The sequence below is a fragment of the Anaerocolumna sp. AGMB13025 genome, assembly GCF_029689925.1.
Classification (GTDB): Bacteria; Bacillota; Clostridia; order Lachnospirales; family Lachnospiraceae; genus Anaerocolumna.
In genome coordinates, this window is the sequence record NZ_CP121445.1 from 6227393 (window position 1) to 6247448 (window position 20056).

The 20056-nt window shown below is 38.6% G+C and carries 15 protein-coding genes; 7 read left to right on the forward strand and 8 right to left on the reverse strand.

Features of this window, described 5'->3' with window-relative positions; genetic code table 11:
* Positions 1-13: 13 nt before the first annotated feature.
* The 5 genes from QA584_RS26065 (at position 14) to QA584_RS26085 (ending at position 6869) form a co-directional block, all read left to right on the forward strand.
* On the forward strand, positions 14-757 hold the full coding sequence (locus tag QA584_RS26065) for an ABC transporter ATP-binding protein (RefSeq protein WP_278272019.1): 744 nt from the start codon (positions 14-16) through the stop codon (positions 755-757).
* The gene (locus QA584_RS26070) at positions 754-1407 is read left to right on the forward strand and encodes an ABC-2 transporter permease (protein ID WP_278272020.1); all 654 of its coding nucleotides are present in this window, start codon (positions 754-756) and stop codon (positions 1405-1407) included. Before QA584_RS26065 ends, QA584_RS26070 begins: the two co-directional genes overlap by 4 nt.
* Positions 1408-1505: 98 nt before the next feature.
* On the forward strand, positions 1506-3206 hold the full coding sequence (locus QA584_RS26075; RefSeq protein WP_278272021.1) for a MutS-related protein: 1701 nt from the start codon (positions 1506-1508) through the stop codon (positions 3204-3206).
* Positions 3207-4391: 1185 nt separating this feature from the next.
* Positions 4392-6332, forward strand: coding sequence for an endonuclease MutS2 (locus QA584_RS26080; RefSeq protein WP_278272022.1), 1941 nt, complete (start codon positions 4392-4394; stop codon positions 6330-6332).
* A 123-nt stretch (positions 6333-6455) separates the two neighbouring features.
* The gene (locus QA584_RS26085) at positions 6456-6869 is read left to right on the forward strand and encodes a four-helix bundle copper-binding protein (RefSeq protein WP_278272023.1); all 414 of its coding nucleotides are present in this window, start codon (positions 6456-6458) and stop codon (positions 6867-6869) included.
* A 223-nt stretch (positions 6870-7092) separates the two neighbouring features.
* On the opposite strand, the gene QA584_RS26090 is transcribed toward QA584_RS26085, so the two are convergent.
* The 5 genes from QA584_RS26090 to QA584_RS26110 all read right to left on the reverse strand — a co-directional run bounded on the left by QA584_RS26090 (position 7093) and on the right by QA584_RS26110 (position 12848).
* The gene (locus QA584_RS26090; RefSeq protein WP_278272024.1) at positions 7093-8496 is read right to left on the reverse strand and encodes a sensor histidine kinase; all 1404 of its coding nucleotides are present in this window, start codon (positions 8494-8496) and stop codon (positions 7093-7095) included.
* Positions 8489-9253, reverse strand: coding sequence for a response regulator transcription factor (locus QA584_RS26095; RefSeq protein WP_278272025.1), 765 nt, complete (start codon positions 9251-9253; stop codon positions 8489-8491). Before QA584_RS26095 ends, QA584_RS26090 begins: the two co-directional genes overlap by 8 nt.
* Positions 9254-9257: 4 nt before the next feature.
* A complete protein-coding gene (locus QA584_RS26100) occupies positions 9258-9380 on the reverse strand; it encodes an LDCC motif putative metal-binding protein (protein WP_278272026.1) in 123 nt (40 codons plus the stop codon).
* A 295-nt stretch (positions 9381-9675) separates the two neighbouring features.
* Positions 9676-10359 (reverse strand): hypothetical protein, encoded by a 684-nt coding sequence (locus QA584_RS26105; protein WP_278272027.1) that lies wholly within the window; start codon positions 10357-10359, stop codon positions 9676-9678.
* A gap of 17 nt (positions 10360-10376) precedes the next feature.
* Positions 10377-12848, reverse strand: coding sequence for a heavy metal translocating P-type ATPase (locus tag QA584_RS26110; protein ID WP_278272028.1), 2472 nt, complete (start codon positions 12846-12848; stop codon positions 10377-10379).
* An 834-nt stretch (positions 12849-13682) separates the two neighbouring features.
* Here QA584_RS26110 and QA584_RS26115 point away from each other — a divergent pair.
* Positions 13683-16352, forward strand: coding sequence for a cation-translocating P-type ATPase (locus QA584_RS26115; protein ID WP_278272029.1), 2670 nt, complete (start codon positions 13683-13685; stop codon positions 16350-16352).
* 172 nt (positions 16353-16524) lie between these two features.
* On the opposite strand, the gene QA584_RS26120 is transcribed toward QA584_RS26115, so the two are convergent.
* Both QA584_RS26120 and QA584_RS26125 read right to left on the reverse strand, forming a co-directional pair.
* Positions 16525-16650, reverse strand: coding sequence for a hypothetical protein (locus QA584_RS26120; RefSeq protein ID WP_278272030.1), 126 nt, complete (start codon positions 16648-16650; stop codon positions 16525-16527).
* Positions 16651-16697: 47 nt separating this feature from the next.
* Complete coding sequence (locus tag QA584_RS26125; protein ID WP_278272031.1) at positions 16698-17252, reverse strand: TetR/AcrR family transcriptional regulator; 555 nt, start codon at positions 17250-17252, stop codon at positions 16698-16700.
* 473 nt (positions 17253-17725) lie between these two features.
* Here QA584_RS26125 and QA584_RS26130 point away from each other — a divergent pair, with 473 nt between their 5' ends.
* A complete protein-coding gene (locus QA584_RS26130) occupies positions 17726-18751 on the forward strand; it encodes a DUF2804 domain-containing protein (RefSeq protein WP_278272032.1) in 1026 nt (341 codons plus the stop codon).
* A gap of 9 nt (positions 18752-18760) precedes the next feature.
* On the opposite strand, the gene QA584_RS26135 is transcribed toward QA584_RS26130, so the two are convergent.
* On the reverse strand, positions 18761-19858 hold the full coding sequence (locus QA584_RS26135) for an ArsR/SmtB family transcription factor (protein WP_278272033.1): 1098 nt from the start codon (positions 19856-19858) through the stop codon (positions 18761-18763).
* Positions 19859-20056 lie beyond the last annotated feature (198 nt).

A 20056-nucleotide genomic window follows, 5' to 3' on the forward strand; every position in this document is an offset into this window, starting at 1 on the left:
AACGGTAGCATATATGGAATATGTATTAGAGCTGGAAAATGTAAGTAAGAAATACAAGCGCTTTCAGTTGCAACAAGTCAGTTTTCGGATAAAACCAGGCAGTATCACTGGTTTTGTTGGTATTAATGGATCAGGGAAAAGTACCACCATCAAAATCATAGCCGATTTGATTCGAGGGGATAGCGGAACCGTAAAGTTCTTTGGCACCGACCGGACCAAACAAAACATAAATGAGCAGATCGGATATGTAATGGATAGCAGCTATTTTTATGAGAAGCAAACTTTAAAAGCGGTAAAAAATATTATTTCCAGTGCATATCAAAACTGGAACGAAACGGAGTATCAGCATTATATAGAACTGTTTCAATTAGAGGAAAAGCAGAAAATCCAGGAACTTTCGAAAGGTAATAAAATGAAATATGCCTTAACCTTAGCGCTATCCCATAATGCCCGTCTGCTTATCATGGACGAGCCTACCAGTGGTTTGGATCCATTGGTCAGGAAGGAGACAATGAAGGTACTGAAAGAATTTGTTGCCGATGGTACGAAAAGCGTTCTTTTTTCAACTCATATCACCTCTGACCTTGAAAAAGCGGCAGATACTATTCTTTTTATTCACAATGGAAGGATTATATTTGACGAAGCACTGAGTAATCTCCCTGCCTTACATAAAAAAACATTAGGTAAATCCTATGAATCTTTGGAAAATTGTATGTTGGATTTTATTGAGCATATGAAACAAGGAGGCGCTTTATGAGAAATTTAATTATCCTGTTAAGAAAAGACATTACCTTGGATAAGGCTAATTTGATACTGGTTTTCCTTATATCGATTGGAATTCCGATTTATTTATCTTATTCCTTACAAGACTTAGGCTTCCAAAAAGGGACGGATTTTGTATCATTATTCTTGAGTTCCTTTTTCTGTTTCTTTCTGTCCCTTAGTAAATTAGGTTTAATTGAACACAAGTACAGAGGGACTGCTTATTTGACCCTGACCCCCATTCGCAGAAGGGATATCGTACTGTCTAAATATATATTTCTTTTACTTATATTTTTTATTTGTTTGGCAGGATATGGGGTATCCTATTTATTGTTTCCTTTTATTAGCCCTCTTTCTTTTACGGCTGTTGTAACTGTTTGGACGGCTAACAGCCTATTTCTTAGTTTTTATGTACCTTTAGAATTAAAATTAGGCTATGAAAATGTGAAGTATTTTTTTATGGCCGCAATGCTTTTTACACCCTTTTTAATCGGTCTTATAGGTAGATATGGAGGGACTACCATATTTAAACAGTTCATTGAACAAACCGGAAGTATAGTACTTATTATGGTGATAGTTTCCTTTGTTTTAATTGGGATATCTTATTATGCATCTGTCCTGATATTCCATTCAAAAGATTTATAAAATGTATAACCCTATTGTCAAATCATAAGGTTCTTATAATTTTATAACTACAATTTTTCCAAAGCAAAACAATCATAAAATTAAAGGAGAATACCTAATTGGAGATATATGTACTGATTACGGTTATTATCATTCTAGTTTTAATTATCTATACTTATCTGGTACAAGCCAAAAAACGTAGAAAAAGAGAACTATTACTTAAAATTATTGAAGATGATTGGGATTTTATAAAAGAGGATAAACAAGATTTATCCTATATAGACTATTTATACAAGATATATCAACACCAAGATCAAAATCAAAGTATGAAAGTGGACGATATAACCTGGAATGATTTTGAGATGGATGGTGTATTTGACAAAATTAATTATACTTACTCTACCATTGGTGAGATCTATCTTTACAATATGCTAAGAAATCCTACTAATAATATTAGTATCTTAAAAGAAAGAGACCGCATAATCGAATACTATGCAACCAATAAAAAAGCTAGAGTATTAAAACAGTATCAACTAAATAATATAGGCAAATTCAATAAAGTATCGATTTACGAGTATAGTAAACTGATCGAATCAATACCGCCTTTTAACATAGCATGGCATATTATGATTCCTATATTACAGATACTATCAATCTTTATACTAGTTATTAACAGCAATCTTGGAATACCATTGTTTATTGCTGCCTTATCCGTAAACCTTGTATCGTATTATAAAAGAAGTAAACATATAGAGGGTTATCTGCCTGTAATTATGCAGATCGGCAGCTTACTAGAAGCAATAAAAGACATGAACGATATGCAAGGGGATGCAGAATTAATAGAGTATTCTAATATACTATCAAAAATCTCTGAACTCACGAAATCCTACAAACGGTATTATCGGTTTTTTGGTTCTCTTACCTTTGGTAAAATACCGGATATCGATATGTTCTATGATACCATTATAAAACCTTTTCTGCACACTGATATTATAGTCTTTCTTAAATTAATCAACTTTATCAGGAATAATATGTCTACCTTAATTGTAGCTTATGAAACTGTCGGCTTTCTGGATAGTATGATTGCAATATCAGCATTCCGTCATAAAGTTTTAGAGTTGCAGAAAGAAAATATATGCAAACCTGATTTTTGTACCCATCAATTATGCTACATAGCCCAGGATATCTATAATCCTTTAATAATTAGACCTGTTACCAATTCAATTAATACCATTGCTTCCATCTTAATTACAGGCTCTAATGCAACGGGTAAATCAACTTTTTTAAGGACCATCGGGTTAAATGCAATTTTAGCCCAAACCATTTATACGGTATGTGCCAAAAGTTATTCTGCATCCTTTTTTACAATCATGTCTTCTATGAGCTTACGGGATAACATCTATCGTGGTGAAAGTTACTATATGATGGAAATAAAGGCTCTAAAGCGGATACTTGACGCTATCAATGCAGAAATACCAATCTTATGCTGCATTGATGAGGTTCTGCGTGGCACGAATACCATTGAAAGAATTGCTGCCTCCTCAAAGATATTAGAGAGTTTAGCCAAAAGTAATGTTTTATGCCTGGTAGCCAGTCATGATTTAGAGCTGACTTATATTGTTGAGGATTCTTATAAAAATTATCATTTTCAAGAAAGCGTGGATAGTTATGGGGTTGTTTGTGACTTTAAATTATATGCCGGGAGATCCTATACCCGTAATGCCATAAATTTATTAAAATTTATGGGTTATTCAGAAGATATTATAGATGATGCAAAAAGCAGAGCTAATACTTACATTAGCAGCGGAAAGTGGACTTAAGATTATAAATTACGGGTAAAACCTTACTTTCATCTTATTTTCTAGCTACTCTCTTGTTAATGTAATTCAAGCTGGGGAAGTTTTTCCCGGCTCTTTTATACTTATATTAATTTTCATAATTTGACCCTGTTATCCAGCAAACAAGTTAGGCTATCAAATCAGGTCAATACACGATTCTGCCCATTTCTCATACCAACTAGCGTATATCACTCGTTATAATAATCATATCCAATGCTGCAATTGTACTAATGCAAAATTTATACATTGTACTTTGGGCTCTTCTCTACCCTGCTTTTTTACAGTACTTAAATAATCAATCACAACAAAATTATTATGTTCATCGGTACTAACATCGGACATCGTAAAAGAATACCGATCAGTAAAAGAATATATTTGACATTCTTTTACTTCTATGATAAGATGCAATCGTTGGAATAAATTTTATGTTCTAGCAATTCAATAATAATTATGAATGATTTGAAAGGATGGTTTTGATGTCGGTATTATTTGTAAAAGAGGTTCGTGCTATCTAGCACATAATTTCATTATGAAGTAAGGACAGAACATGGCTTTTTAAAGCCTTATTTTGTTATGCCTTTACTTACCAACCTTTACAGTAATACTCAGAAAACCAGACTTGTTATAGAATGCATTTATCCGCCTTTACTATCTTACCTAACACAGCTATATATCTTACATCAATATAGCTTGCCATTAATAAGACTGTAATACCGGACATTTGTTTATTATAAGCTGGCATAATAGGTATATCCTGTTATGCTTTTTTTACGTCTGTTTAAGAAGAAGAGTTTTTTATTGATTGAATGCCCACAGGGAATATTCTGACTTTGTAAAGGAAGGATATCCCTGTGGGTGTTTTTATTATAAGAATTTTAATTATAGAAACTTAAACTTGAAAGAATTATGAACTCAAAGAATGTAGCTTGTTCGAAACACTTAGCCTGTTTTAAAGCATTTAGCCTGTTCAGAATATATAGCCTGTTTCAGAGTAAAAACTTTGTCCTTCTTAGTTGCCTTATAGTTATATAAGATATTGCAAAAACAGTATCCTCCCTTATAAGTGAAAGAAAATATCAAGAAAAAGGAACGCCACATCAAACGTCTTTCACTTCAAATTTTTAGTGGCAGTATCGCAATAAGCTGCGATATATTATGGTATATAAAATGATTGAAAAAACAATAAAAGCCTTAGAATTTGATACAATACTAAACATGTTAAGCGAAAACGCATTTTCTGAAAAAGCCAGGTTAAAGCTTTTAAACTTAAGACCTTACCTGTCCTTAACCGAGGTAAATGCGAAAATGAAAGAAACCACAGAAGCCAGAAAGATTCTTGACAGTATGGGCACACCGCCCCTGCCGTCAATGAAGGATATGGAAACCCTACTGGAACTAACGGAAAAAGGTTCCATGCTCCTGCCGGAACAGTTAAGCCTTACCGCACAATTTATTACGGCTTGTGTAAGGGTTAAGAATTATCTGAAAAAATCAGAATTCCTTGGAGTGGATATTGCCTATTATGGCAACTCCTTACAAGACCTTGACCCACTGCTAAAAGAAATCAATCTGGCAATACGGGGTAACAGAGTGGAGGATTCCGCTTCTACGGAACTAAAGAATGTCCGTCGCAAACAAGAGCAAGTGAATGCAGAAATCAAATCAAAACTGGAGGGTCTGCTTCGAAGTAAAAAGGAATGGTTTACGGAAGGTTTCATTTCCACCAGAAACGGTCATCTGGTTCTGCCGGTCAAAAAGGAACATAAAAACCAGGTTAGCGGCTCTACCCTTGATATCTCTTCCACCGGCTCCACTTACTTTATCGTACCAAATGCGGTTTTAAAACTGGAAGAGGAACTATCCCTTCTTAAAATCCGGGAAGAGAATGAGGAACGTATCATACTGTATACTTTAACAGCACTGGTTCATGACAATATGATGTCCTTTCAGATAAATATGGAGGGCTTAGAAACCCTTGATTTTATTTTTGCGAAAGCGAAACTGAGTATCGATATGAAAGCTGTCCCTGCCGTTATGAATACGAATCGTTATATAAACCTAATCAATGGCAGACATCCCCTGTTAAAACCAGCCGATTGTGTACCCCTTAACTTTACCCTGGGAAATGAAACCCAGGGGGTTATTATCACCGGTCCCAATACCGGCGGTAAAACCGTAGCCCTAAAAACCGTTGGTCTTTTGTCCCTTATGGCCCAGTGCGGTCTTCATATTCCCTGTGAATCCGGGGAATTATGTTTAAACAACCTGATTTTGTGTGATATTGGCGATGGACAGAGCATTACGGAAAATCTCTCTACTTTTTCCGCCCATATTACCAATATCATTGAAATATTGAGCCATACCAGCAAAGAAAGCCTTGTTTTACTAGATGAATTAGGCTCCGGCACTGACCCGGCAGAAGGCATGGGCATCGCCATTGCAATCCTGGAAGAACTAAGGACCAAAGAGTGCCTTTTCCTTGCCACCACTCATTATCCGGAAGTAAAGGAATATGCCGATCTAACGGCAGGGTTACTCAATGCGAAAATGGCCTTTGACAGAGAAAGTTTAAAACCTTTATACCGTCTGGAAATCGGAGAAGCCGGAGAAAGCTGCGCGTTATATATTGCCAAACGGCTGGGGCTGCCAAAGAGGATGCTTGACCGAGCCTATCAGGAAGCTTATTTAAAATCCTACAGCGAAATGAAACAAACCCTGCCTGACAGCTCCTTCTTAGAGGATGCTAAGGAGGATACGGTTTCCGTAATTACAGAGCATATAAGAAAAGAAAAGAAGGAAAAACCGGTAAATACAAGAAGTATGCGGTTTCAGATTGGGGACAGCGTGGTCGTGTACCCTCAGAAAAAAATAGGTATTGTTTATGAAACAGCCAATGAAATGGGTGAAGTAGGTGTTCAGCTTCAGAAACACAAGCTGCACATTAATCATAAAAGGCTTCAGTTAAAAGCTTCTGCAAAGGATATGTATCCGGAAAACTATGATTTCTCCATTATATTTGATACAGTGGAAAACCGAAAAGCAAGACATAAAATGGAGAAAGGGTATCAGCCGGATCTTGAAGTCAGCTATGACAAGGAAGATCTATGACAAATCACACAGCTACTTTTTGGATTTTCCTGGTAATTTAAAACAATACAAGGATAATACAGGGTCATTATTGCCTTCCAGGAATATATTAATTCTGTAGAAGTATGTATATAAGGGGTCAACATGAATCATGATGATATGTCCTTTGCTCCTGATAATATCCATTATATGAATGAGGATTTTGTTATGACAATTCAGGACTGTGAAGCCGTCTGTGAACACATGAGCCATCATATTATGAGAATGCGTATGGAGGACCGGGTTTCCCAGGCGATCTTACTTAGAGAATGCGCGGATATCTGTGGTCTTACCGCCAAATTTGCAGCTCGCGAAGCCATCTATGCCAGACATTTGGCTGCTCTGTGCGCAGACATATGCCAGGCCTGCGGAACGGAATGCTTAAGCCATTCAGATGATATGTCACAGCAATGCGGTACGATTTGCTTAAACTGTGCCAAACATTGCAGAGCTTTTGCTGCTATCGGCATGCCGGGCATGAAACGGCAAAGAGAGAACAATATGGATTGCACACATTAAGTACCAAGCCTAATATGAGCAGAATTCAATAAAGGAACCAGTGGGAGATAATCTTAGTTTTCCCTGCTGGTTCCTTTAACGATCTGCTGATTCCTTTAACAATCTGCTGGTTCCTTTATCATTCTGCTGCTTTCTTTAACAATCTCCTTCTTATCTGTTACCAGTGTTTATCCCCATTCGCAGTATTAAAACAACCAATGACATACACCGGTATCACCCTGGTTTAGGATACTTTTTGTGGCAGTTTAATCATAACCTCTGTTCCTTTACCATATTCACTGCTTACCGTAATGTCTCCTTCATGGGCTTCAATGATAGCCTTGGTAATGGTAAGTCCGACTCCTACTCCGCCGGTATGCCGGTTCCTGGATTTATCCGCCCGGTAGAAACGTTCAAATATGTTAGGCAAATCGGCTTCTGAAATTCCAATGCCGGTATCTTTTATCCGAAGCAATACCTCCTCTTCACCTTTTTTCGCTTCGAGAGTGATAGAACCGTGCGCTTCGGAATATTTCACTGCATTGGAGATAAGATTATTGAGTACCTGGCTCATCTTATCCGGATCGGCCAAAAGCATTACCGGTTCCTTTGTATAGTTAACCTGGAGGTATTTTTGCATAAAGTCATTTTCGTAATTGTTAACAAGTCTCTGAATCAGTTTTGATACATCAAACTCTTCCTTGTGCAGAATTACGTTTTCATTCTCAACTCCGGACAATTCTTCTATGCTTCCAATTAACTTCTTTATTCGGATAATTTCTTCATAGCAGCTGTTAAGTCTGTCTTTATCCATTGCCCAGATGCCGTCAATCATGGCTTCCATATGCCCCTGGACAGAAGTTAAGGGCGTCCTTAGTTCATGAGCCACATCCTGGGTAAGCTGCTTTCTTAGTTTATCTTTCTGTTCCAGCGCATCGGATAAGCCGTTTATGGTATCACTCAGGACTTCTATTTCCCGGGTGTGGGTTTCATCTTCAAGCCGTTCCTTATAGTTGCCCTCTGAAAGGGAAGAAGCCTTTGTAGCTATTTTCTTTAGTGGTCTGCTTATCCGTACCGACATATATATGCCCAGGGCAAACGCAATAACCAGGGAACAGATTCCTGTGAATAGAAACAGGGAGTTCAACGCTTTTATAAAAATCAATTCTTCATCATTAAAATAATAAGGACCAACATAGCCGGTGGTCAAGGTACCAATCTGTCCCTGATCCATAACAATGGGATAGGTTTTTTCAACATATTCTCCATTCCACTTATCGGAATAGCTATACATATTCGCCCGCATATCCATAATCATAGCCTGGCATAATCCGTTGTTGTGTTCATAAGCGGACCAGACCGTTTGCTTTTTGTTATCTTTCACCACGATAATCATGCCGTTTTGCAGAGCATTCATACCGATTATTTCAAGATATCCGGAATTCCAGTCCTTTTCTTCCTGGTACTTCATTGTTATTAAATCAATAAGTTCGGCAGTCTGCTTTTCCTGCCGGTGAATCACATAATTTTCAAATTGTCTTTTTAGACCCATATTAGCTGCCAGTGTTGTAAGCCCTACCACCACTGCTACAATAAAAATATACGAAAGGGTTAATTTACTTCGTATGGAAAGTCTCAGCCTACTCACCTCCGAAACGGTAACCGATTCCCCGGATAGTTATAATATAAGTACAGTCCTTTGGGTTATCCTCTATTTTGGCACGAAGATTCTTAACATGGGAATCTATCGTTCTGTCATAACCGTCATAATCACCATCAAAAGCCACCTGAATCAGTTCTTCTCTGGTAAATACTTTATTGGGACGCTTTGCCAGGGTAGTTAGGATTTTATATTCACTTGGAGTTAAACAGGTAACGGTTCCCGACTTCTTAACCGTATAATTTAACATATTAATAGTCAGGTCTCCCTGGTTAAAAGATAAGAATTCGGAATCGCTTTCTTTAGCCCCGTGGGATACGACCTCCGAGGCTCTGCCAGGTAAGTTTTTAGAAGTCTCCTGGGATGTAGGGGTATCCATCCGGCGGAATAAGGCATTGACCCTTGCTATCATCTGTCTGGGACTAAAGGGTTTGACTATATAATCATCGGCTCCCATATCCAAACCGTCAATGATATTTTCATCACTGCTCTTGGCAGTCAGCATAATAATTAGTACACCGGAGTTTTTGCGGATTTCTTTGCAGACTTCTTCCCCGGAAATATCCGGAAGCATTAAATCCAGCAGAATTAAATCAATTTTCTGACGTTTAAAGATTTCAAGTCCTTCCAGGCCCGTAGATGCTTTATATACTTCATACCCGCTGTTTAACAGGTAGGATTCTATGAATTCAACTATCTTTTCCTCATCCTCCACCACAAGGATCCGCTTCGTATCCGTTCCCACAAGTTCACCTCTTTTTCGTACTGTTTAATTTACAACAGTCCATTCTCTCTTTCCCGTATAATTCTTCATTTTCTTTTGCCATTTGAAGCAGAAAATTGTGAATCGCTTTTTTTATTTTTTTAAACATAGTGTATCCTCCTATTATGTTTAACTTTATGATTCGAGTGTCAAAAGTCTCTCAACGTATATTTTATCAATACCAGTATATATATATTCGATGCGCAAAATTGACCTTTCGGCACTCGAATCACTTTATAAAACTTCACATCAGTGCCTGATAATTTCCTATCCATTAAAAATTCAAGTTAAATTAGTTAACCCAGCTACAGGAAAAGCATCCCCTGCAAAACCCGGTATCTACATATACTTTACTGAACTTAAGTATACTACAGAATCCCCGGTTTCACAACGGATGCAGCCTGTTATTTCAAATCAAAAGGTTTTAGAAGTTTTTCTACCTCTACCATTTTACCCTTACCATTATCCACCTTTACGGTGCCAAATACCCACCCTTCCACTTTGGCAGGATCCACACCGGCCTCCAAAAAGGGCTGTGGATTTAATACAAATACCATATCTTTATCATTTTTATCCATATCCTTGGCCCATTCGAACATGTTTCCATCACCAAGTGCTATGCCGTAATGACCAAGCTGGGCATGGTACCCTATTACTTTCCGGTTGGTATCTACAAGCTGTCTAAAGGTATCCACCACGGTAGCTTCTCCCGAATAGGTAAATTCCTCCTGCCCAAACTCATAAGGCATTCTTATCTTACCTGCTCCTGAATCATATACATACTGATTGACTGGAAGTTTCGTAACCTCCAGACCTGCATTGATAAAAGGCGCCGCATCAAATTCCACTATGGCATCCGGTTCATCACTGCTAAAATCTTTACTAAGTTCCAAGGTTTCACCAGTTGGCGAAACGATAACCCAGGAATTCTTGCTTTCATCAAAGGTCACTTTGTCCCCTAGTTTATTTACTAAAGTATCAAAGGATGTTACGGCTGATTTACCTACTACGTCGACCTGGTCACAAGCAGAGAGCACTCCGGCAAGGGTCAGCACGGTCATAACTATGGCTATTTTTCTTCTAAACATTATTTTCTCCCTTACATCTAAACAGTTTTATATGGTTTAAATCTCTTAAGTCTTAAGGCATTGGATAATACGGAAACAGAGCTTAAGGACATGGCTGCTGCTGCCAGAATCGGATTTAGTTTGGGACCTCCAAAGGCAAAGAGAATGCCTGCTGCTACCGGAATTCCTGCAATATTGTAAGCAAAAGCCCAGAACAGATTCTGCCTGATATTGCGGATGGTGCTCTTGCTTAACTGGATGGCAGTAGGAACATCCATTAAATCGCTTCTCATTAATACAATATCGGCTGATTCCATGGCCACATCCGTACCGGAACCAATGGCAATACCAATATCAGCCTGGGCAAGAGCCGGTGCATCGTTAATACCGTCACCGACCATGGCAACTTTTTTACCTTCTGCCTGAAGTTTCTTTACTTCATTGGCTTTATCCTCCGGTAATACTTCCGCTAATACCCGGTCTATCCCTACCTCTTTCGCAATAGCCTCCGCCGTTCTCTTATTATCACCGGTAATCATGGCAACTTCTATACCCATCTGGTGTAATTTTTTAATCGCACCTGCGCTGCTTGCCTTAACGATATCTGCAACTGCAATGATACCTGCAAGCTCACTGCCAAAGGATATATACATCGGCGTTTTACCTTCGCTTGCCAGTCGGTCTGATTCCGTTTCAAGACTGGTTAAATCAACTTCTTTATTCAGCATTAATTTGCGGTTGCCTAAATAGATAAGTCTGCCGTCTAATTCTACTTCTATTCCATGACCCGGTATATTGGTAAACCGGTCAAGTTTTATGATGTCCAGATGTTCCTTTTCCGCTCCTCTTACAATTGCTTCCCCTAAAGGATGTTCCGATCCTTTTTCCGCAGAGGCAGCTAGCTGTAAGAGCTTTTCTTTCTGGATAATTCCCGTCGTTATGATATCCGTGACCTCAGGTCTTCCTTCCGTAATGGTACCCGTCTTATCTAATACGATCGTCTGTATCTTATGGGTGCTCTCTAAGGCTTCCCCGCCTTTTATCAGTACTCCGTTCTCCGCACCTTTACCGGTACCAACCATGATTGCGGTAGGGGTTGCAAGTCCCAAAGCACAGGGGCAGGCTATCACTAATACTGATATGAATATGGTAAGGGCAAATACTTCTCCCTGACCGCTGATATACCAGGCAAGGGCTGAGAGAATTGCAATTGCAAATACGATAGGCACGAAATAGCCGGATACGATATCCGCCATCTGTGCAATCGGTGCTTTTGAGCCCTGGGCATCCTCCACCAGTTTTACGATCTGGGCAAGGGCCGTATCGCTGCCGACTTTGGTAGCTCTGAACTTAATAAGTCCGTTTTTATTGATACTTGCTCCGATGACCTTATCACCGATTTTCTTTTCCACCGGAATACTCTCCCCGGTAAGCATCGATTCATCCACCGAAGAGGAACCTTCTAACACTTCTCCGTCAACCGGAATCTTTTCACCGGGTTTCACTAACAGAATATCCCCTGCTTCCACTTCTTCAATGGGCATTTCCATCTCTTTACCGTCTTTAATTACGATAGCAGTCTTTGGTGCAAGACCCATCAGTTTTTTAATGGCTTCGGAGGTCTTGCCTTTTGACACTGCCTCTAGTGACTTTCCTAATAGAATCAGTGTTATAATTACACCTGCAGTTTCAAAATACAAATCCTCTACATGTCCAAACTCTCCCGAAGCAATCCGGAAAACAGAATAAATACTATATAAAACTGCCGCAGTGGTTCCCATGGCAATTAAAGAATCCATATTAGGGCTTCTCCTGATGATTGCACGAAAACCAACGGAATAAAACTTATTGCCGGCTATCAGCACCGGTATTACAAGGAATAATTCCACTAAGGCATACACCAAAGGGTATTGCATGGGATCAAGACCTCCGGGGAACGGAAGGTTGACAAAGGATATCATAGGCACCATGGCAATGTATAACAAGGGTACTGAGAAAATGGCTGATACAATGAATTTTGTCCAAAGGGTTTTAATTTCCTTTTGCTTACGAATGCGGTCTTCATCGGTTTTATTCCCTATTTGGGCATCCAGAGCTTTATAACCGGCTTTTGCAATGGCGTCCTTTATCTCTGACAACCTGATTTTCTGGGGATCATACTTAAGGGTTGCTTTCTCCGTAGCGAAATTAACCGCACCGCTTTCTACACCGTCTAATTTACTTACGGCTTTCTCTATGGTTCTTGCACAGGCTGCACAGGTCATACCGGAAATACCAAGGGTTATTTCCTTCGCCCCCGTTTCGTCTAAAGCATGATAACCTGCCTTTTCTACTGCAGACTTAATTCGTTCTTTATCTACTTTGGTATCATCGTATTCCAGATGCAGTTTTTCTGTGGCAAAATTTACATTGGCCGTAGTGATTCCCTCTAATTTCCCCACTGCTTTTTCAACGGCCTTGGCACAGGCTGCACAGGTCATGCCTGTTATTTTAAGTTGTTCCGTTTTCATTCTTTTACTTAACCTCCTAATCTTATTCCAGTTCTTTCTGTTCCTCTTTACAGCAAACTTTCTGTTTTTCTTCCTGAAACATGCGAAATCTCATGATACCCATATGACCGGACAAATCCGGGAAGATAAGGAAGCAAATACCTCATTAGCTTCCGATGTTTGCTCTATATTAAAAGCGGCAGAACAGTTATTTATAATAAGCGGCAGTAAACAGCCGATACATTTAATTTCCTCCTATCCTATTGGAATACTAATTTGTTATTTAAAATAGTAGCAGAGGTTTATGGAGTTTTTATGGATATTAACTGATATATTTTATCACTATACTATATTCTATTATATTTGGTAATTTTTCAAAAAAAATACCTGCTGTCCTTACTGAAATCTTCATTCCCGGGCATATAATGAAAAAATCCTTTTTTTCCATATAGTACCCTGTCTGCCTGATAATAACAGGCTTGTCCTGATGACAGAATGAATTGTTGTATGTTAGAAGAAAGCCTGTAAAAATTCATCCGTCAGACTCACCCCATATTTACTTGCAATTGAATATAGATCATCTCCCGGTTGAACCACATAAATTTCCATATATATACCTGTAATTTATTCTTATTATTAATATATGACCTAACACGTATCTATAATATATTTATAAAGTTGATTCCAGTGCCAAAACATCTCTTCGATCTTTGTGTGAAATCTAATCTAATTTTAATTTACTAGTGAAAGAAATTATAGTACAATAAATTACCAAAGTATAAAGCTGTAAAGAATTGAAAAAAATAGAAATAAAGATACCCGCTAATGCGGAAGATATGAAAGAGGTGTTATTAAATGTGGTTTTCAAAATCCACGGAAGAAATTTTTAAAGAATTAGATGTAAACCCTTTAACCGGACTCACAAACAGTGAAGCCAAAGCAAGACTTGAAAAGTACGGTATGAATAAGTTAGAGGGTAAGCCAAAAAAGTCCCTGCTATCACTTTTTCTGGCACAGCTTAAGGATATGCTGATATACGTTCTTTTGGGAGCTGCAGTAATTACACTATTTATTGGAGAATATGTAGACGCCGTTATCATCATTCTGGTAGTGATATTAAATGCAGTAATTGGTGTTGTGCAAGAGGCGAAAGCAGAAAAGGCCGTGGAGGCCCTCCAGCAGATGACAACTCCAAGATCCTTAGTCCGCCGTGATGGGGAAGCAAAAGAGATCAACTCCGAAGAAGTTGTACCTGGCGATATCATTATCCTGGATGCCGGCCGTTATGTCCCCGCAGATTTAAGGCTGGTGGAAAGTGCGAATCTTCAAATTGAAGAATCTGCCCTAACCGGTGAATCCGTTCCAACCTCCAAAGATGCCGGAAAGATATTAGAGGATCCCAAAACTCCCATCGGAGACAAAGTAAATATGGCTTTTATGTCGACTCTTGCTACCTATGGCCGTGGAGAAGGCGTGGTAGTTGCTACTGCCATGGATACAGAGATTGGTAAAATAGCTAAGATCCTGGAGGAGGATAACAATGAACTGACGCCTCTTCAAAAAAGGCTGGATGAGTTGGGCAGAATCCTTGGATTCATCGCAATCGGTATCTGCGCAGTTATTTTTATCGTTGCAATTATCCAAAAACGAGATTTGTTTGAGATGTTCTTAACCGCCATCAGCCTGGCAGTTGCAGCCATTCCCGAAGGTCTGGCTGCCATAGTTGCCATTGTATTAGCCCTTGGAGTAACCAGGATGTCCAAAATAAATGCCATTGTGAAAAAACTTCCTGCTGTTGAAACCCTTGGTTCTGTTAATATTATATGTTCCGATAAGACTGGTACCCTTACCCAGAATAAAATGACCGTGGTCAAGCAGTACACCCTCCATAATTTAAAAGATATTCCCGTCGAGGATGTACGGCCTATGCAGGCAGGTAAGGATGAGGCGGATTTAATTAAATCCCTGGTTCTATGTTCCGATGCTACTTATGAAAACGGTCAGGGTACAGGTGATCCTACGGAAGTAGCCCTGATTCTCTTAGGTAACCGCTTTAACCTTACCAAAGCAGAGTTAAATGCCAAACACAAAAGGGTCTCTGAAAAACCTTTTGATTCCGACCGTAAATTAATGTCTACTTTAAATGAAGAAGGTGCCGGTTACCGTGTCCATACCAAAGGTGCTATTGACAATCTGTTAAGTATATCCACCTCAGCCCTTATAAATGGTCAGATTGTTCCCTTAACAGATGCCCTGAAAGCCGATTATTTAAGAATTACAGAAGAGATGTCAAACGATGCCCTCCGTGTTTTAGGGGTTGCTTATAAAGATACACCCAAACTTATGGTTCCTGAAGATATGGAACAAGATTTAACCATCATCGGACTTGTAGGCATGATCGATCCTCCAAGACTGGAAGTCAGAGATTCTATTAAAGAAGCAAAAGCTGCCGGTATTACACCAATTATGATTACCGGTGACCATAAGAATACCGCTGTTGCAATTGCCAAGGAACTGGGCATTGCTACTTCCCTGGAACAAAGTATTACCGGAGCAGAAATTGATGATTTTTCTGAGGAAGAGTTTTCTAAGAAAATTAATGATTACCGTGTATTTGCAAGGGTTTCTCCCGAGCACAAGGTTAAAATCGTAAGAGCTTTTAAATCCCATGGGAATATTGTTTCCATGACCGGTGACGGGGTTAATGATGCGCCTTCCTTAAAATATGCAGATATCGGTGTTGCCATGGGTATTACCGGTACGGATGTTGCCAAAGGCGCCAGTGATATGATTTTAACCGATGATAATTTTACCACCATCGTAAATGCCATTGAAGAAGGCAGGAATATCTACAATAATATCAAGAAGGCAGTTATTTTCTTATTATCCTGTAATTTAGGAGAAGTAATTACCATTCTTGCCTCAATCCTCTTCTTCTGGCCGGTTCCTTTGATGCCTACCCAGATTCTCTGGATTAACTTAATTACCGACTCCCTGCCGGCTATCGCTCTTGGTATTGATCCCGGTGACAAGGATGTTATGAAGAAAAAGCCCAGAGATCCCAAAGAAAGCTTTTTTGCCAGAGGCGCAGGTCTTCGTGCCATCATCGGAGGTCTCTTAATCGGTATTCTTACCCTGGCGGCATTTTATTTTGGACTAAGCGAACACGGTTATAGTTTAGGGGCTAAAAATATACCGGAAGAGGTACTAACCTATGCCAGAACCATGGCTTTTGTAGTACTGGCAGGTTCCCAGCTGTTCTACTCCTTAACCATAAGAAGTTCCTCCAAATCCATCTTTCAGATTGGTGTATTTTCCAATAAGTATCTGATTGGTTCCATTATTATTGGATTCGTTCTTCAATTAGGAGTAATTTCTGTTCCATTTTTAGCAGAGGCTTTTAAAGTACACAATTTAAGTTTAAGAGACTGGGGAATTGTTATCCTGTTTGCCTTGATACCACTGGTTGTTAATGAAATCATTAAGTTATTTTCAAAAACTGCTGTTAAAAATGATACTAATTAAAAAACCCGTTACCCTTTGGGTTAACGGCTAAACTGCAATTGAACAAAATCGCTGCGCCATGGCTGACCAAGGCCATAGTGCAGCGATTTCTCGTAGGTGTTCTGTAGTTTTCTTCTACAGAACACACCTCGGGATATCATAATCTGAACTGTAATAGGGTAAACTCTGTAAATTATCTTATTCTATAGTATCTTTTTTTCTGAATCATTACTTTTTCCTGGATCATTACTTTTTCCTGGATCATTACTTTTTCCTGGATCATTACTTTTTCCTGGATCATTACTTTTTCCTGGATCATTACTTTTTCCTGGATCATTACTTTGGCTGTGTTGTGAAGACGAATGCTTATCCCTGATATTTTAGCAGGGCTTTACGGATATCTCCGGTAATAAGCTTACTGACGTGATTGGTAATTTCTTTTGGGTCTTCTTTCATACCGGTGCGAATCCATTCCATCATAATACCTACGAAGGCATATTTATAAAAGTCGGCTATGAAGGTTTTACTTTCCTCCGATACATTTAATCCTTCCGCCTGTTCATTTACCACATCAATCAGCATTTTATAGACTTCGTTGTATAAAAAGCGCTCCAGGTGGTCTCTTCCTATGGAGTGAAAGGTGTTTACGACTAAGGGCTTATTCTCCTGTACGTAGTAAAATACCTGAAGGAATCCTTCCTGCCAGCTGTCGGAGGTATTTTTGCCATCCAGTGCTTTCATGCCCTCTGTAATGAAAATCCATTCCACCAGATCATAGATATCCTGAAAATGATAATAAAAGGTCTGTCGGTTTACTCCGCAGTCTTCCACAATGTCTTTCACTGTAATTTTATCCAGCGTGTTATGAGTTAAAAATTTTTTTAGGGACTTTGCCAGTGCTATTTTTGTTATTTGAGACATAGTTATACCCACTGCATATCGCAAGTTTTCTTGCGATATTGCCACAATTGATTCTTCCAAGCTGTGAAACAAGTTACATAGGTTGGAAGAATCGTTTGTGGCACCTTTCAATTCATATATTTTTTATTAACCTTCCCGTCATGATGCCACTTCTGTGGCATCTGGCAAAATGCAGGTTAAGCTTATAAAACCTTACGGTGATGTTTTTCTTTACACCTACCTCTTTTTATGAATAATGCCCCTAGTCAAAACAAACCTATATTGAACGTGTGCATAATTTTAATTTAAACCTGATTATAACAGAGCGCCTTCGGCATTTCAAGTACAGCCAAACTTTGGCGTACAAAAAAATCGATACCTTAAGACACTGCTGCAAATGATCTCACTGGAATAGATTTATTATGGATTCCGGTTCTTTCACTACCCGAATTATAATAAATTATATTATATATTTATGGAATCGGAGAACAGACATGCAGCATAAGATTACAGCGCCTTCGGATTTACTGGACCCAAACGGTAAATTGATTCAGACCGGGTATGCAACTACCCCGCTGCTTCGGTATAACAGAGAAAATGCAGCTTATAAGCTTCGTTTAAAAGAGTGGGATTATTACTTATTATACAATGAGGAGTCAGCTTTTGCACTGACGGTGGGTAACACTTCTAACTTTCTGTTAATCAGTGCATCGATTATAGATCTAAAGAATGGAAAAGAACAGTCAAAATCTGCGGTTAAATATGTCCCTAAATTTTATTTACCCGCAACCTCCCTTTATGGGGATATTGTTTATAAAGATAATACGATAGACTTAAGCATCCTTCATGTAAATGAGGATCGGAAAATCTCACTTTACATCAGAGATTTTATGAAGGGTTCAGACCTAACCGCTTCCCTTTTGCTTATGAAAGAACCTAAGGATTCTATGGTCATTGCGACCCCTTTTAAAGAGAACCAAAAATTCTTCTATTACAATCAGAAAATCATCGGAATGAATGCCTCTGGATATGTACAACTTAAAGATACCGGTTATTCTTATCTTCCTTACTCTTCCTTTGGACTTCTTGACTGGGGGCGGGGAATCTGGCCTCATAAAACCACCTGGTACTGGAGCGCGGCACAGGGATATATTGCTGATAATATCTTTGGTTTTAACCTTGGCTGCGGTTTCGGGGATACGAAAAATGCTACTGAGAACATGCTGTTTCTTAATGGTACGGCAAGCAAGCTGACCAAAGTTAAATTCCAGATACCGAAAGATAAAAAGAACCGGTATGATTACTTAAAGCCCTGGCTTATTACCACGGAGGATAACCGGCTTGATCTGACCTTTTCCCCTATTTATGACCGGAAATTTGATTTATCCGCAGTCATTCTTGCAACCAATCAGAACCAGGTATTTGGTAAATTCACCGGCACGGCAGTTTTTGATGACGGCCGTACCGTCTATATCCATGACTTTTTAGGTTTTGCAGAACATGTAAAAAACAAATGGTAGTCCTTTGCTTTACAATAGTAAGGTACGGATATCCTCTAAAAACCGGTTAACCGTCTCCTTGTTGGTAGTGTAATAGATCTTATTGGCATCTTTTTCTATTTTAATCAGGTTAGCCATTATTAAACTGTTCATATGATAGGATATGGTAGAGGTGGATAAGTTTAAGGTATTTGCGATTTCAAATCCGTAGGCCGGTTTATCCTTAATTAACTTAAGTATTTCGAACTTGCTTTTATCACTTAGGAGTTTTAGTGCAGTATTTAACTTCTCACTGTCTACTTCCGGATGTTTAAAAGCAAGGTTCGAATCTAAAATAACACCTAAACGTATTAAATCCGGATTTTTCTCCTCCTCATCATTGATACTAAAGGAAATGGACTGAGGACAGAAGATGGAGGGAAGGATATAGGTGCCTTCTGCGTTATACTCCCAGACTATATTGGTATAGTCCTGCAAAAGCTTTATGATATCGGTATCTTTCGTATAATCCAGCCAGTAATCATAAAATTCCTGCTCCAATTCATTGATTTCCTTCTGGCATTCTTTTAATAATTGTATTGTCTTATCTAATATCAAAAGGACTTCCTCCAGATAAGCAGACCGGTCGATAAAAGCCTGAATGATTTTCCACTTTTCTTCTGCCGATAAATCGGTCTTATCCATAATGCGCATCAGATCTTCAAAAGTTTCGACCTTACTTTCATCTCCGGATTTACCTATGCTGATGTACTGGGATAATATATAGTCAAAATCCTTAATGACTTCTTCGCTGCTTTTTCTCCTGGCAGCCTCTTCATATTCCTTTAAACATCCATACTGGGTGCCGGTATAAATAGGCAGCAAATAATTTGACAGGCTCATTTTGGAACTGCCGATTTCTTTAAAATAAAAATCCAGTTTATTTTTATCAAAGCGCATATTATTGATTACATAGTGATGTATGCCAAGAATACGTTCATATTTTTTATCAAAAATCTCTTTACTGTAAGCAAAATTCTTGTAGCTTTCCGTCATCATTTTATCATAAGTAATTCCATTAACATAATTAAATAATAATACATGGGCTTCTTCCACATAATTGATTTCTTTCTTTATAACTGCCTGCATTGCTTACACCTCACTCATAAGTATAATATATTGGTAACTGCGAAACTATTTAGTATTCTGAATATAACCTACAATTAATACGAATTTCATAGCTTCAGTTGCCCTCCGGGCAAGATTCAGCTCTGAAATTGTTTTAATTGCATGGTATATAGATACAATAGCAGAGTTTCTTAATTACCAAAAGCATAATATAGAATT

Bases quoted from the DNA above. Each gene is read 5' to 3' on its own strand.
- QA584_RS26065 (WP_278272019.1), top strand. From the start codon at position 14: ATGGAATATGTATTAGAGCTGGAAAATGTAAGTAAGAAATACAAGCGC.
- QA584_RS26070 (WP_278272020.1), top strand. From the start codon at position 754: ATGAGAAATTTAATTATCCTGTTAAGAAAAGACATTACCTTGGATAAG.
- QA584_RS26080 (WP_278272022.1), top strand. From the start codon at position 4,392: ATGATTGAAAAAACAATAAAAGCCTTAGAATTTGATACAATACTAAAC.
- QA584_RS26085 (WP_278272023.1), top strand. From the start codon at position 6,456: ATGAATCATGATGATATGTCCTTTGCTCCTGATAATATCCATTATATG.
- QA584_RS26100 (WP_278272026.1), bottom strand. From the start codon at position 9,380: ATGTTTAAAAAAATAAAAAAAGCGATTCACAATTTTCTGCTTCAAATG.
- QA584_RS26105 (WP_278272027.1), bottom strand. From the start codon at position 10,359: ATGTTTAGAAGAAAAATAGCCATAGTTATGACCGTGCTGACCCTTGCC.
- QA584_RS26110 (WP_278272028.1), bottom strand. From the start codon at position 12,848: ATGAAAACGGAACAACTTAAAATAACAGGCATGACCTGTGCAGCCTGT.
- QA584_RS26115 (WP_278272029.1), top strand. From the start codon at position 13,683: ATGTGGTTTTCAAAATCCACGGAAGAAATTTTTAAAGAATTAGATGTA.
- QA584_RS26120 (WP_278272030.1), bottom strand. From the start codon at position 16,650: ATGATCCAGGAAAAAGTAATGATCCAGGAAAAAGTAATGATCCAGGAA.
- QA584_RS26125 (WP_278272031.1), bottom strand. From the start codon at position 17,252: ATGTCTCAAATAACAAAAATAGCACTGGCAAAGTCCCTAAAAAAATTT.
- QA584_RS26130 (WP_278272032.1), top strand. From the start codon at position 17,726: ATGCAGCATAAGATTACAGCGCCTTCGGATTTACTGGACCCAAACGGT.
- QA584_RS26135 (WP_278272033.1), bottom strand. From the start codon at position 19,858: ATGCAGGCAGTTATAAAGAAAGAAATCAATTATGTGGAAGAAGCCCAT.